Genomic DNA, 13704 nt, shown 5'->3' with positions numbered 1-13704 from the left:
TTTTTGGGTTCACTTCATAGATGGGGGGGGTTCTGTTTGATTAAAAGGAAATGAAAGTGGACGGGATGGGTGATCGACTCCAGCAGAAGGGAACGGTAAGTTGAAATCAGGTGAGAGGGGTACGATCGAACCTTTTTTTCTTAAATTATTTTGTTTAGAAAAAGGGTTAGAAGGTTATTGTATAGAATAGGTAATATATGCTATGAGGAGGTGTTGATGATGCGTCAAGTCAAAGTAATCAAAACGTCTTCATCGAAAACGATGGAGGATCGAATTAACGAAACCATTCAGAACTTAAACGGAGAATTTGTTGATATTAAATTAACAGGAGCGTATGATGGATCAAGTGAACGATTTTTAGCGATTATTATTTACGAAAAAAATGAATGATTCAACACCCGTAATGGAATGATTCTCATTACGGGTGTTTTAAATTATAGTCAAAATGATGAAGTTATTGTCGATAATATACCCAAAAGTTCTATCTAGCTGTAGGACTTTGTAGATTTATGCGCTTGCCTAGGAAATATTCTTACACAACAGTTGATCATTTCCCTTCTTACAATTAAGATGAACATATATGAAGATGAAAGTGAGGAATGTCATATGGGTTTACCTCAATATCCAGAAGATTTTACTGATCGAATTCGTCATAAACGAACGACAGATGAAAATCTTGAAAAACGAATAAATGAAGAGATTAAAGCAATGATACAATTTATGAAGGACAATCAAACGAACAACCACTCTGTTTCGTTTGAGGATGTTCTTATTATCATTGATCGTATATATGAAGACGGTGATGACTTCTTTGAAATTTCGGTTGCTAAGCAGCATAGTGTAGGAATTGTTCGTTGAGAAAGAACTCAAGAGGAACACCTCGTTGAGTTCTTTTCACATGTAAGAGCTACTTGATTAGTTTCAGTAAACCAAGAAAAAAGAATAGAAGGCTAGGTAAGAAACGTAAGTAATGAAGGATGATACGGTTTGTTGTAACGTGACCGTAAATGACCCCAAAAACAAAGGCGAATAGAATGATCATGCCCGATAATGGTGCGAAAAGAAATGAATGATTTTGAAATCCTGCTTGGAATCCGTAGCCGATATTATCGATATTCATAAAAAGCGTGATAACGAATAAAAACGACTTACGATAAAATGGTATCTCAAAAAAAAGGTGGTAAAAGGCTAACCCAATTAAAAACAAGCCTGATAAAGTGTCGGTTAACGTTGTCGGAATGAAATCACCAACTAAACGGCCAATGGTCATTGAGATAAAAATAATCGCACTAGAAATGCACGCAATCATGATAATGAGAGATAATGGGATACGTATTCGTTTAAGACCGAATAAGAAACCGATCGCAAAAGCATCTAAACTGACTAAAAGGGCCATTAAGAAGATGGTTAGATAAGTCAAAATGATTCACCTCTGTTCATCTTATGTACAAATAAAATGAACTAGTCTACTCAAGTGGAAGAAACTGCTTCGTGATATGGATCAGAACGAAACAACAGACAAAGGTTGAGGTGTCATTCGAAGGTGCTTAAAGTGAGCAAATTAGTTTACACTATAATGATACGTTAGATACGATAAAGGAAATCAATTGATGAAGGAGAGTACACAAGAATGAGTATTCGAGAACAATTAGCAAGTGCGATCGCCGTAATGAACAATCGTCATTCGGTTAAACATTATAAGCCAGGTTTAGAAATTACAAGAGAAGAAATGACTGAATTACTTGAAGCTGCAACAACTGCCCCTTCCGCTTGGAATTTGCAACATTGGCGCTTTTTAGTTATTAATAATCAAAAGAAAAAAGAAGAGTTGTTACCAATTGCTTATTATCAACAACAGATTGTCGATAGTTCTGCAGTTATTGTATTGTTAGGAGATTGTGAAGCAGGGAAAGAAGCAAGTAAAATATATGATGCTGCATTAGAAAAAGGACAGTTGGCAAAAGAAGTACGAGATTCTCTTGTAAGTCAAATTGAGCGTGCTTATGAATTTGGGAAGGAAACATCCTTTGCACGTGATGCGGCATTTTTAAATGCTTCACTTGCTGGTATGCAGTTTATGATAGCTGCCAAAGAAAAGGGGTATGATACTTGCCCAATTGGTGGATTTAAACGTGATGAATTAATCGAGACTTTTCATATCCCTAGTCGTTTCGTACCCGTTATGTTAATCACAGTAGGTACTGCTTTAAAGGAAGCCTACCCGTCAGAACGAAAGCCAATTGATCAGGTAACTACATATAATAGTTTTTAAGTAGTATGAACGATGAAGAAGTCCCACCAGTGAGCTTCTTCATCGTGTTTTTTAAGATGACATTTAATGGTGAAAGAGGCGAGAGGAAAGGCAATGATTGATTTAGAATTTGAGGATTATCATGAATGTACGTTTACAAACTTACATGTAAAAGAAACATATGAAGTGAATCAATGGACTCATTATGTGATCGCGTTTTCCGGAGATGCGCCAAAAGAACTAGTTGATCCTGAGGCTTTAGTAATTCTGTCTGGACAAACCATTTTACAAGTTGTTTTACGGGATGAAGGTTGTGATTGCCATTTGTTTCAGTTTACCGAAAATGAAAAAAAGCAATTTGAACAATGGGTACAGCAACATGTGTTAGTTAATTGATTGGAAATAGTGCACAATTGCCTCTGGATTATTTTTTAAATTTAGCGATTGACTTTTTAAGGATTTACTATGAAACGTTTGAAACTTTCGAGTCTCTTGGTAAACTCGTTTTATCATCTCATTCATCGCCTTTTGCTCAGTCGTCGTTAATTGCTCTTCAATCGTTGTACAAATGAATGTCCGACAGACGGCATTTTTAAACTGCGGGTGAAGAGAACATCCTTTCCCTTTTTTGAAAAAATGACAAATGGAATAGCTAGTTTGTTGATCATCTTTTTCCAGCTGTGTTAAGAATGGAGTGTTAAGCTGATCAAATGATGGATCAACTTTGGCTTTCACGAAAATGGAGTAAGGATGAATGACGGCAGCAGGATGATGATAGATCGACCAAAATTGATCTATATGATCATTGCATATTCGGGAAATTTCTAGAAGTTGAAATGTAGGACTATAAGAACAGCAACCAACCTTTTCTATCCCTTTTGGAGGTTGAAATTGTGGATCTTGACAGTTTAAACAAGCTCTAGAAACAATTTGATCATAGGTATTGTCAATTTCTATCATAATATATTTAACCTCCCATCAGTGTAACATATCATAATTTATCGTTTGGTAAAAGAGGGTGCTCATCACTATTTTCCTTAGTGAAATGTCACAAAAGAATGCTCTACCTATTGTGAAATAACCTTACAAAATAATTCTATGAATATATGTAGTAAAACTTTAACAAATTCGCGCAATATGTTAAAATACGTGTGAAAGCGTTATATATTCATTGCTATCATAGATGTTAGTTAGGAGACAAATTAGGAGGTAATTACATCATGTCAAGCAAGGAGCACAATCCGGGAGAACCATGGCAGGGGTTTCATGGTCCGAATCTTGCGTCGCCATTGAGTTATATGAGTCATTTCTAGAAAACCCCAATTCAGTTGATCAACATATGCGAGAATTATTTGAAGAATGGGGGCCTCCACCGACTGACCAAGAAACGGCATCAGGTAATCGTGTTTCCGTTTCAGCTTCACAAGTTGAGCCTTCATCGAATCAGATGAGGACGTATGTGAATGCGGTAAAATTAGCAGATATGATTCGCCGTAAAGGGCATTTAGTATCCGGAACAAATCCGATTAACCAATCAAGCAAGCATTCTGAAATTTTTGAATTAAAGCGATATCATTTAACTGAGGATTCAGTAAAAAATGTACCTGTTGATTTAATTTGTCCAGATGCACCTGCTTATGTGAAAGATGGATTGGATGCTATTAATTATTTGAAAGATGTTTACACAAAAAAGATTGCATTTGAATTTAACCACGTGCACGATATGGAAGAACGCCAGTGGTTAGTACAAATGGTTGAATCAGGGGAATATATCCCTTCTTTTACAAAAGAAACAAAAGTAAACCTTCTTAAACGTTTAACACAGGTAGAAGGATTTGAAAAGTTTATTCATCGCACATTTGTTGGACAAAAACGCTTCTCCATTGAGGGATTAGATATCCTAGTGCCAATGTTGGATGAAGCTGTAAGAGATGTAGTACATAATGGTACGAAGCACGTATTAATTGGAATGGCTCATCGTGGTCGTTTAAATGTGTTAGCACATACATTAAATAAACCTTACAAGATGATTTTTTCTGAATTTTTACATGCACCAAAAGATTTAATTCCTTCTGATAATTCAACGGGAACGAAAAACGGTTGGACGGGAGATGTGAAATATCACTTAGGAGCAGATCGTCAAATTCGTGATGAGAATACAGCCGAAGCGATTGTTTCACTAGCAAACAACCCTAGTCACTTAGAATTTGTAAGTCCGATTGTGGAGGGTTATGCTCGGGCAGCACAAGAGGATCGTAGTAAAAAAGGGTTTCCTAAGCAAGATGTTTCCCAGGCGTACTCGGTGTTAATTCATGGAGATGCAGCGTTCCCAGGTCAAGGAATTGTAACAGAGACGTTGAATTTAAGTCGGCTAAAAGGATATCAAGTTGGAGGATCGCTACATATTATTGCCAATAACAATATCGGCTTTACGACAGAAACGTATGATTCAAGATCAACAACATATGCAAGTGATCCAGCAAAAGGATTTGAGATTCCGATCATTCATGTTAATGCCGATGATCCAGAAGCCTGTATTGCCGCTATTCATTTAGCTGTCATGTATCGCAATAAATATAAAAAAGATTTCCTTATTGATTTAATTGGTTACCGTCGCTTTGGACATAATGAAATGGATGAGCCTGCAGTTACTCAACCGGGTACTTACGAAAAAATTCGCAAACATCCTACTGTTCGTGCCATTTATGCAGAACAGCTTGCTAACAACGAAGTGATCGCTGCCTCTTATGGTGATGAATTAGATAAGGAATTTCAATCAACCTTACAAGCTGATTATGATGAAATTGTCGCAAAGAAGAGAGAAAAGACGTTTGAATTATCACCGCCTGATTATATCGTCAATGGGTTGCCTAAGTTAAAGACAAATGTAGCACTTGATACATTAAAGGAATTAAATGAGCAATTACTGAATTGGCCAAATGAATTCAAAGCAAATGTGAAGCTTGAAAAAATTCTAAAGCGCCGTGGTGATGCATTTAAGGAAAATGGCAAAATAGATTGGGCTTTAGCAGAAACATTAGCGTTTGCAACGATTTTGCATGATGGAACTCCTATTCGTCTTAGTGGACAAGATTCCGAACGAGGAACATTTGCTCATCGACATCTTGTCTTACATGATCGCTCAAATGATGAAGTGTTTACTCCGCTTCAAGAATTTGATGGAGCCAATGCGTCGTTCGCTGTGTACAATAGCCCTCTCTCTGAGCAAGCTGTAGTTGGTTTTGAATATGGCTACAATGTTCAATCACCTGAAACGCTTGTTCTGTGGGAAGCACAGTTTGGCGATTTTGCTAATGGTGCACAAGTTATTTTTGATCAATGGGTATCTGCAGGTCGAGCGAAATGGGGGCAAAAGTCAGGATTAGTCGTTCTTTTACCTCACGGATATGAAGGTCAAGGTCCTGAGCATTCTAGTGGAAGAGTCGAGCGCTTTTTAGTTCTTGCAGCTGAGAATAATTGGACGATTGCGAACTGTACGTCAGCAGCCCAATATTTTCACATTTTAAGAAGACAAGCAAAAATCCTCCAAAAAAATGCTGTAAGACCATTGATTATTATGACACCAAAGAGCTTATTGCGTAATCAGGATGTGGCTTCCACACATGATGCATTTACCGATGGGGAATTTTTACCTGTATACGAGCAAACTGGGTTAGGAGAAAAGGTCGATAACGTTGAACGCATTATATTGTGTAGTGGAAAGGTTGCAATCGATCTAGCTGATCAAGTGAAAAAGCAAGATGAAGATTGGGATTGGTTGCATATCGCTCGAGTTGAAGAGCTTTATCCATTCCCGAAAAGACCGATTCGTCATTTGTTCTCAAAATATAAAAACCTTAAAGAAATTGTATGGGTTCAAGAAGAACCAAAAAATATGGGAGCATGGCCTTTTATGGAATCTAGGGTGAAAGAAATTGCACCAGAGGGTGTGTCGGTTAGCTACATCGGTCGAACACATCGCTCAAGTCCATCAGAGGGAGATCCGGTTTCTCATAAGAAAGAGCAACTACGTATTGTGACAGAATCTTTGACACGTAAACACTAAGAGGAGGCCATTACGGTGATAGAGATTAAAGTACCAGAACTAGCGGAGTCAATTACAGAGGGAACGATAGCACAATGGTTAAAAGAAGTTGGAGAACATGTGAATCAAGGGGAGTATATTGCCGAGTTAGAAACCGACAAAGTGAATGTAGAAATTATTGCTGAGCATTCAGGTGTCATCAAGGAATTTACGCGAGAGCCTGGGGATACGGTTGAAGTAGGCGAAGTGATTGCTGTCATTGATGAAACAGGAACAGCTTCAACAGCAGGCACAAAAGAAGAATCATCATCTGCTGAAAAAGCAGATAAGAGTGAGAAGGACTTACCTGCAGCAAAGGAAACAACTGTAGATAAGTCAGAATCGCCAGCGAATGAACGGTTACTCGCTTCACCTGCTGCTCGTAAGCTAGCACGTGAAAAGGGAATTGATCTTCAAGCTGTACGAACAACAGATCCAACAGGTCGAATTCGAAAGCACGATGTTGATGCACATCAATCTAAGCCTGCTCCACAGGCTAAAGCAGCTCAACCCGCTTCAAATATGTCGTCTACTAACGATGCGAAGCCTGTTGAACGAATTAAAATGTCAAGACGGCGTCAGACGATTGCGAAACGTTTAGTGGAGTCTCAGCAAACGGCTGCCATGTTAACGACTTTTAATGAAGTTGATATGACAGCTGTGATGGATGTTCGTAAAAGACGTAAGGATGCATTCTATGATAAGCATGGAGTGAAATTAGGATTTATGTCATTCTTCACAAAGGCGGTCATTGGAGCATTGAAAGAATTCCCTTTATTAAACGCAGAAATTCAAGGTGATGAAATTATTAAAAAGAATTTCTATGATATTGGGGTTGCGGTTTCAACAGATGATGGGCTTGTTGTTCCAGTTGTTCGTGATGCAGATAAGCTTGGCTTTGCTGGTATTGAAAGTGAGATTTCAGAGCTTGGTAAGAAAGCACGTGATAACAAATTAGGACTTTCTGATTTACAAGGTGGAACTTTTACGATAACCAATGGTGGTGTTTTCGGTTCATTATGGTCGACACCAATTTTAAATGCCCCTCAAGTCGGAATATTAGGTATGCACAAAATCCAATGGCGTCCAGTCGCCATTGATCAAGACAACTTCGAAAATCGTCCAATGATGTATATTGCATTGTCTTATGACCACAGAATTGTTGACGGTAAAGAAGCCGTTAGTTTCCTAGTGCGTATTAAGGAAATGCTCGAAGATCCTGAGACGTTATTACTAGAAGGTTAATGTATATGAACAAGGATGCCGTTTGAGGCATCCTTGTTTTATGATTTTTGCAGTAAGATGGGGTGCCACCTTTTTCCCATTCATGTTATACTATCGATGAAACTACGTAAGAAGGAAGTGAAGGTATGATTCATGTAAATTGGTCAGAACGGAAAACGATTAGAAAACTGGAGTGTATTCATACGAATGCAAAGAAATATATGGTTGATCGTGCGCTAACAAAAGGGAAAACGTATGAACTTAAAAATGAAACAGATGAATTTTATTTTGTGATTGATAATACAGGTTCTGTTGGTGGATATTATAAAGATTATTTCAAAGGTTAGCTTCATAATGGGAAGGGGGAAATAGTATGGGAGAAGATCTCGATATATGGATAACATTTATTCGACAATGTGGGTATCTTGCCTTATTTATTACGCTTATTATCGGGCTTTTCTTGTTCCCTGTTCCTAATGAAGTTTTACTTATGAGCTCCGGTTTATTAGCTACTACAACATTACTTACACCTCTTCCGACCTTCGCGGTTGTCTTTTCTAGTATTCTCTTTCATGGAAGCTTGTTATATATGATCGGTACGAAGATTCAAAAGGTTTCAAATACGACCCCAGATGAAAAAACAAAATCGGTTTGGAGGGTTAGGGCTAATAAAGGGAAGGTGTTATTAGATCGGTATGGCTTAAAAGCGGCAAGTTTTAGCTATTTTTTTCCATTTATCCGTCATGCTGTACCACTCGGTATGGGGATGTCTAAAGTGAAATATCATAGGTTTGCGATTGTTTCATTTTCGTCAGCGCTGATTTGGCAAAGCTTTTACTTTTTAATTGGCTTTTATTTTGGACGAACGATTACCGATTGGACTACTTTCGTTTATACGGTTATCATTGCGTTAGCATGTCTATTAATCATCGTTATTGTTATACGGTTTGGTAAATATCGCTTAAGGAAAAAAAGTCAAAGCCCTAGCTAAATGACTAGAGCTTTACGTTGGAATGATTATTTTTTACGAAAATCTAAATATTCATTATAACTCATTTCCTTATCATTGAGCCCGTCATCGGTTAATTCAATGATTCGGTTTGCAATGGACTCATTAAATTGGTGGTCATGAGAATTAAAGATCATGGCCCCCTTGAAATTAATCAATCCATTATTCACTGCTGTAATCGATTCTAAGTCAAGGTGGTTTGTAGGTTCATCTAGAAGAAGGACATTTGCCCCACTTAGCATCATTTTAGAGAGCATACAACGAACCTTTTCGCCTCCAGATAGAACACTCGCTTTTTTCTTAACTTCATCTCCTGAGAACAGCATTCTTCCTAGAAAGCCTCTTAAGAATGTATCACTATCATCATCTGGTGAGTATTGTCTGAGCCAATCAACTAAGTTTAAATCGCTTCCTTCGAAATATTCGGAGTTGTCCTTTGGAAAATAGGCTTGTGAAGTCGTAATACCCCATTTGAACGATCCACTGTCAGGTTCCATTTCACCTGTTAAAATTTTAAAAAGCGCTGTTTTTGCTAATTCATGATCTCCGACAAGAGCAATTTTGTCCTCGCGGTTCATTGTGAAACTAACATTATTTAAGACTTGTTCACCGTCAATCGTTTTACTAATTCCTTCAACCATTAACACGTCATTTCCAATTTCACGTTCAGCTGTAAAGTGAACATATGGGTATTTTCTTGAAGATGGTCGAATATCATCAAGTTCAATTTTATCTAAAAGCTTTTTACGTGAAGTCGCTTGTTTGGATTTAGAAGCGTTCGCACTAAACCGTGCAATGAAGCTCTGGAGCTCTTTAATCTTTTCTTCTTTTTTCTTATTTTGATCTTGAGCCATCTTCAGTGCAAGTTGACTTGATTCATACCAAAAATCATAATTTCCGACATAAATTTGAATTTTTCCAAAATCTAAATCGGCGATATGTGTACATACCTTATTTAAGAAGTGTCGATCATGTGAAACGACGATAACGGTATTTTCAAATTGAATCAGGAATTCTTCGAGCCACTCTATAGCTGCTAAATCTAGATGGTTCGTTGGCTCATCTAATAAAAGAACATCTGGTTCTCCAAATAAGGCTTGAGCAAGTAAAACTTTGACCTTTTCGGAACCGGTTAAATCAGCCATTTTCTTCGTGTGTAATTCTTCCTTAATGCCAAGCCCCTTTAAAAGGATTGCTGCTTCTGATTCAGCTTCCCAACCATTTAACTCAGCGAATTCTCCTTCAAGCTCAGCTGCTTTCATCCCATCTTCGTCTGAGAAATCTTCCTTCATATAGATCGCATCTTTTTCTTGCATGACTTTATACAAGCGCTGATGCCCCATTATAACAGTTGTTAATACTTCGATTTCTTCATATTCAAAATGGTTTTGCTTTAAAACAGCTAAGCGTTGCCCTGGCTTAAGGTGCACATCACCTTTTTGTGGTTCAATTTCTCCTGATAAAACTTTCAAAAAAGTTGATTTTCCAGCCCCATTAGCTCCAATTAATCCGTAACAATTTCCAGGGGTGAACTTAATGTTTACATCTTCAAATAACTTCCGATCTCCATATTGCAATCCAACATTCGTTACTGTAATCATGTATTACGTATCCTCCAATGTCTATATATCGAATGCATTATACCATTCAAAGCGTTAAAGTGATAGTACTTAAATACAATTTTATAAAGATTTCTCGATAATAGAATGTATATCGATTGGATACTTAATTGATGAACGTATCGAACAATGGACGGATATATGCTACGATCTTTACTATAGAAGGTAATAAACGATTAAACTAGCGAGTGCTACTCCCATTATCGTTATTAATAGCTTTGACGATTTAATGGTGTAATTAACAATAACCGCTCCTAACAAAATGGCAAAGAAAAGTGATAAATCAAGTGGGAATAGTTGATAAGATTCAACAAATGGTGTTCCAGTGAAAAGCCAAATAAAAACAGGAAAGAGCATGAAAAAGGCTAAAATAATAATACAAATGGTATTTAACCGTTGTAAAGATTCATTCATAATGCCACCTCTGTTCTAATTCTTTATAAATAAGATAACCAAAATAATAGCAGTAAATACTGTGAAGATAAAAAGGAGACACTAATGGAAGCTTTAATGGACTCTGCTAAAAAGAAATTAAAGTTAATATATGGATATGATCAATTTCGTAAAGGGCAAGAGGAGATCATTCAATCGGTCTTATCGAAGCAGCGCACACTCGGCATCATGCCGACAGGTGGAGGAAAATCTATTTGTTATCAAATACCCGCATTCATTTTACCTGGGGTGACAATCGTTATTTCTCCGTTAATTTCACTGATGAAAGATCAGGTAGATGCGTTAACAGAACTTAATATGGCTGCGACGTATATTAATAGTTCATTATCTACTCAGGAAGAAAAACAAAGATATGAAGGTATTCGAAACGGTACATATAAGCTCGTATATGTTGCTCCAGAACGAATTGAACATTCTAGCTTTCAATCTCTTATTGAGCAGGTAGATGTGTCGTTAATAGCCATTGATGAAGCGCACTGCTTGTCGCAATGGGGACACGATTTTCGACCGAGTTATTTATCCATTCCGAAATGGGTGGATAGTCTAAAAGGCGCACCCACTGTATTGGCATTAACGGCGACAGCTACTAAGCAAGTCCAGGAGGATTTGCAGACATATTTGTCTGTTTCTGATGAACATACTGTCATCACAGGGTTTTCTCGTCATAATTTGCGTTTTCAAGTAAAAAAAGGGATCGATAAAAGAGACTTTCTGTTGTCGTACTTGAACAGTAGAAAGAATGAATCAGGAATTATTTACACGTCTACTCGTAAAGAAGTTGAATCCATTTCTGAATGGCTCACTATGAAGCAGATTGAAGTTGTTGCCTATCATGGAGGAATGTCTGAGGAGAAGAGAATAAAGGCTCAAGAAGATTTTACTCATGATCGATCACCGGTCATTGTAGCAACGAATGCATTCGGAATGGGGATTGATAAATCGAATGTAAGGTATGTAATCCATTACAATATGCCACGAACGATAGAGGCTTATTATCAAGAAGCTGGACGAGCCGGACGAGATGGAGAATCAAGTGAATGTATTCTTTTATTTTCTCCGCAAGATATTCGTACGCAATCCTTCCTTATTGAACAATCATTATTAAATGAGGAACGAATGAAACATGAATATGAAAAATTACAACAGATGACCAGTTTTTGTCATACAGAACGTTGCCTTCAACAATATTTATTAGATTATTTTGGCGATCGATCAAATGATACATGTGGACGTTGTTCAAATTGTCTAAAGGAAGGAGAGAAGCTAGATCGAACGAAAGAGGCGCAAATGGTCTTTTCATGTATTAAAAGAGTTAGAGAAAAATTTGGAAAAACGATTATTTCTCAAATATTAATCGGCTCATCTAATCAAAAGATAAAGCAATTTCGTTTTCAAGAACTACCTACATATGGGTTATTAAACAAATGGAATCAGAAGCAAGTAGCTCAATTAATTGATTTATTAATCGCAGAAGAGTATATTGCACCGACTGGAAGCTCCTATCCAACATTGACCTTGACAGAAAAAGTATTACCTGTATTGAAAGGAGAGAAGAATATTTATGTTTTTGCAGAGAAAGAGCATGATAAGCCTAAAGAGCAAAATGATGTATTTGAAGCAATGCGTGCATTAAGAAAATCACTAGCTTCAGAACAGCAGATTCCTCCATATATGATCTTTTCAGACCGTACATTAAGGGAGATGAGTCAGTATATTCCACAATCAAAAGACGAATTTATAGCGATTAATGGTGTAGGTGAACAAAAGTGGGACAAGTATGGGCATGCTTTTTTAGAAGAATTAAAGCAGTTTGTTGATCGAAAGCCAGTTCAGGCGCCTATAAAAACAAGAGGTAGTACTGGAAAAGTAAAGACGAATTATTTAGATACGGCAAAACGATTTAAGAAACAGCCGTCTGTTCCTGATTTGGCTGACTATTTTTCTTTAACGGAAATCACGATCGTCAAGCATTTAATAAGAGCAGAACAGGAAGGATATAATTTGAAATTAGGACAATATGTAGACGATCATAAGAAAATGCTTATCCACAAGGCAGCTGAAGAAGTTGGGACTGAACGATTGAAGCCGATTAAAGAAGTATTACCAGAGTCGATTTCTTATCAAGATATACGTTTCACATTACTGATATAATTTTCATCCGGTTTGATGTGGTTCTTGTGGTATAGTAGTAAGGAGATTATTTGTTAGGAGCGCTTTCATGACGATTAAAATTGTAACAGATTCAACTTGTGATTTAACTACTGAAGTTATTCAGACTTATGACATTACTGTTGTACCGTTATCGATTACATTTCAATCCGAGACTTTTCTCGATGGTGTTGATTTAACGAAGCAAGAATTTCTAAATAAGCTCAAGTCATCAGAGGAATTACCAAAAACATCGCAACCATCAATGGGCTCTTTTTCGGAAGTGTATGAACGTTTATTAACCGACCCTTCAACGACTCATGTCGTTTCAATTCACATTACCGAAGGCATGAGCGGTACGTATCAATCTGCACGAGCTGCTGCGCAAGAATTTAATGGTAAAGTGACAGTCGTGAATTCATCATTTATTTCACAGGCTCTTGGATTTCAAGTAATGGAAGCGGCAGAAAAAGCGAGGCAAGGCTTTTCTGTGAAGGACATAGTCACTCATTTAAATATGATACGTGAGCAAACGTCTTTATATATGATGGTTGATACGTTAGACTATTTAGTAAAGGGTGGCAGAATAGGGCGAGGAAGAGCGCTCATAGGATCATTATTGAAAATTAAACCGATTGCCTCTCTAGATGACGGTGTGTACACCCCTGTTGCTAAAGTAAGAACAGAGCAAAAGATATTAGCATTTTTCAAGAAAAAATTTGAACAAGAGACAGCAGGAAAAAAGGTAAAGAGAATTGGAATTTCTCAAGTAGATGCTGAAAAACTAGCTATTAAAGTCCGAGATATGATACGGTTATTAACAGATGCACCTGTATCAATTGCAGAGACATCACCAATCATTAGTACACACACTGGACCCGGTGCATTAGCATTTATGTATTATTACGAATAAAAG

13 protein-coding genes and 1 pseudogene are annotated in these 13704 nt (G+C 37.2%); 10 read left to right on the top strand and 4 right to left on the bottom strand.

What is annotated here, in order from left to right:
- Window positions 1–219: 219 nt before the first annotated feature.
- Together JCM9152_RS22600 and JCM9152_RS09315 are read left to right on the top strand one after the other, a co-directional pair.
- Window positions 220–390, top strand: a complete 171-nt coding sequence (locus JCM9152_RS22600) for a hypothetical protein (protein WP_158318430.1) — start codon at window positions 220–222, stop codon at window positions 388–390.
- Between the two features lie 216 nt (window positions 391–606).
- Window positions 607–858: a hypothetical protein gene (locus JCM9152_RS09315; RefSeq protein ID WP_035343475.1), complete on the top strand. Its 252-nt coding sequence runs from the start codon at window positions 607–609 to the stop codon at window positions 856–858.
- 49 nt (window positions 859–907) lie between these two features.
- Here JCM9152_RS09315 and JCM9152_RS09310 read toward each other — a convergent pair whose 3' ends face one another.
- Entirely contained in the window at window positions 908–1420 is a 513-nt protein-coding gene (locus tag JCM9152_RS09310; protein WP_148296464.1) for a manganese efflux pump, read from the bottom strand.
- A gap of 210 nt (window positions 1421–1630) precedes the next feature.
- Here JCM9152_RS09310 and JCM9152_RS09305 point away from each other — a divergent pair, with 210 nt between their 5' ends.
- On the top strand, window positions 1631–2272 hold the full coding sequence (locus JCM9152_RS09305) for a nitroreductase family protein (protein WP_035343471.1): 642 nt from the start codon (window positions 1631–1633) through the stop codon (window positions 2270–2272).
- A 93-nt stretch (window positions 2273–2365) separates the two neighbouring features.
- A complete protein-coding gene (locus tag JCM9152_RS09300; RefSeq protein WP_035343521.1) occupies window positions 2366–2647 on the top strand; it encodes a hypothetical protein in 282 nt (93 codons plus the stop codon).
- On the opposite strand, the gene JCM9152_RS09295 is transcribed toward JCM9152_RS09300, so the two are convergent.
- Entirely contained in the window at window positions 2636–3211 is a 576-nt protein-coding gene (locus JCM9152_RS09295) for a hypothetical protein (RefSeq protein ID WP_035343469.1), read from the bottom strand. The genes JCM9152_RS09300 and JCM9152_RS09295 overlap by 12 nt on opposite strands.
- A gap of 260 nt (window positions 3212–3471) precedes the next feature.
- Here JCM9152_RS09295 and JCM9152_RS09290 point away from each other — a divergent pair.
- The 4 genes and pseudogenes from JCM9152_RS09290 (at window position 3472) to JCM9152_RS09275 (ending at window position 8550) form a co-directional block, all read left to right on the top strand.
- Window positions 3472–6317, top strand: a pseudogene (locus JCM9152_RS09290) (2-oxoglutarate dehydrogenase E1 component).
- Between the two features lie 15 nt (window positions 6318–6332).
- Complete coding sequence (gene odhB, locus JCM9152_RS09285; protein WP_035343467.1) at window positions 6333–7580, top strand: 2-oxoglutarate dehydrogenase complex dihydrolipoyllysine-residue succinyltransferase; 1248 nt, start codon at window positions 6333–6335, stop codon at window positions 7578–7580.
- Window positions 7581–7705: 125 nt separating this feature from the next.
- Entirely contained in the window at window positions 7706–7906 is a 201-nt protein-coding gene (locus JCM9152_RS09280) for a DUF6501 family protein (RefSeq protein WP_035343465.1), read from the top strand.
- Between the two features lie 26 nt (window positions 7907–7932).
- Window positions 7933–8550, top strand: a complete 618-nt coding sequence (locus JCM9152_RS09275; RefSeq protein ID WP_035343463.1) for a DedA family protein — start codon at window positions 7933–7935, stop codon at window positions 8548–8550.
- Between the two features lie 26 nt (window positions 8551–8576).
- Here JCM9152_RS09275 and JCM9152_RS09270 read toward each other — a convergent pair whose 3' ends face one another.
- Window positions 8577–10169, bottom strand: a complete 1593-nt coding sequence (locus JCM9152_RS09270) for an ABC-F family ATP-binding cassette domain-containing protein (protein WP_035343461.1) — start codon at window positions 10167–10169, stop codon at window positions 8577–8579.
- Window positions 10170–10343: 174 nt separating this feature from the next.
- Window positions 10344–10601 carry a hypothetical protein gene (locus JCM9152_RS09265; RefSeq protein ID WP_035343459.1) on the bottom strand — a complete coding sequence of 86 codons (258 nt, stop codon included), beginning with the start codon at window positions 10599–10601 and terminating at the stop codon, window positions 10344–10346.
- Window positions 10602–10685: 84 nt separating this feature from the next.
- Here JCM9152_RS09265 and recQ point away from each other — a divergent pair, with 84 nt between their 5' ends.
- Window positions 10686–12791, top strand: coding sequence for a DNA helicase RecQ (gene recQ, locus JCM9152_RS09260; RefSeq protein ID WP_035343457.1), 2106 nt, complete (start codon window positions 10686–10688; stop codon window positions 12789–12791).
- A 67-nt stretch (window positions 12792–12858) separates the two neighbouring features.
- A complete protein-coding gene (locus JCM9152_RS09255; RefSeq protein ID WP_035343454.1) occupies window positions 12859–13701 on the top strand; it encodes a DegV family protein in 843 nt (280 codons plus the stop codon).
- Window positions 13702–13704: the final 3 nt, after the last annotated feature.

The sequence above is a fragment of the Halalkalibacter hemicellulosilyticusJCM 9152 genome (assembly GCF_000513115.1).
GTDB lineage: Bacteria > Bacillota > Bacilli > Bacillales > Bacillaceae_D > Halalkalibacter > Halalkalibacter hemicellulosilyticus.
The sequence above is the reverse complement of the archived record's forward strand: the minus strand, read 5'-3'. Positions and strand labels throughout refer to the sequence as shown.

Bases quoted from the DNA above. Each gene is read 5' to 3' on its own strand.
- JCM9152_RS09305 (WP_035343471.1), top strand. From the start codon at position 1,631: ATGAGTATTCGAGAACAATTAGCAAGTGCGATCGCCGTAATGAACAAT.
- JCM9152_RS09275 (WP_035343463.1), top strand. From the start codon at position 7,933: ATGGGAGAAGATCTCGATATATGGATAACATTTATTCGACAATGTGGG.
- JCM9152_RS09255 (WP_035343454.1), top strand. From the start codon at position 12,859: ATGACGATTAAAATTGTAACAGATTCAACTTGTGATTTAACTACTGAA.
- JCM9152_RS22600 (WP_158318430.1), top strand. From the start codon at position 220: ATGCGTCAAGTCAAAGTAATCAAAACGTCTTCATCGAAAACGATGGAG.
- JCM9152_RS09300 (WP_035343521.1), top strand. From the start codon at position 2,366: ATGATTGATTTAGAATTTGAGGATTATCATGAATGTACGTTTACAAAC.
- JCM9152_RS09270 (WP_035343461.1), bottom strand. From the start codon at position 10,169: ATGATTACAGTAACGAATGTTGGATTGCAATATGGAGATCGGAAGTTA.
- JCM9152_RS09280 (WP_035343465.1), top strand. From the start codon at position 7,706: ATGATTCATGTAAATTGGTCAGAACGGAAAACGATTAGAAAACTGGAG.
- recQ (WP_035343457.1), top strand. From the start codon at position 10,686: ATGGAAGCTTTAATGGACTCTGCTAAAAAGAAATTAAAGTTAATATAT.
- JCM9152_RS09315 (WP_035343475.1), top strand. From the start codon at position 607: ATGGGTTTACCTCAATATCCAGAAGATTTTACTGATCGAATTCGTCAT.
- JCM9152_RS09265 (WP_035343459.1), bottom strand. From the start codon at position 10,601: ATGAATGAATCTTTACAACGGTTAAATACCATTTGTATTATTATTTTA.
- JCM9152_RS09295 (WP_035343469.1), bottom strand. From the start codon at position 3,211: ATGATAGAAATTGACAATACCTATGATCAAATTGTTTCTAGAGCTTGT.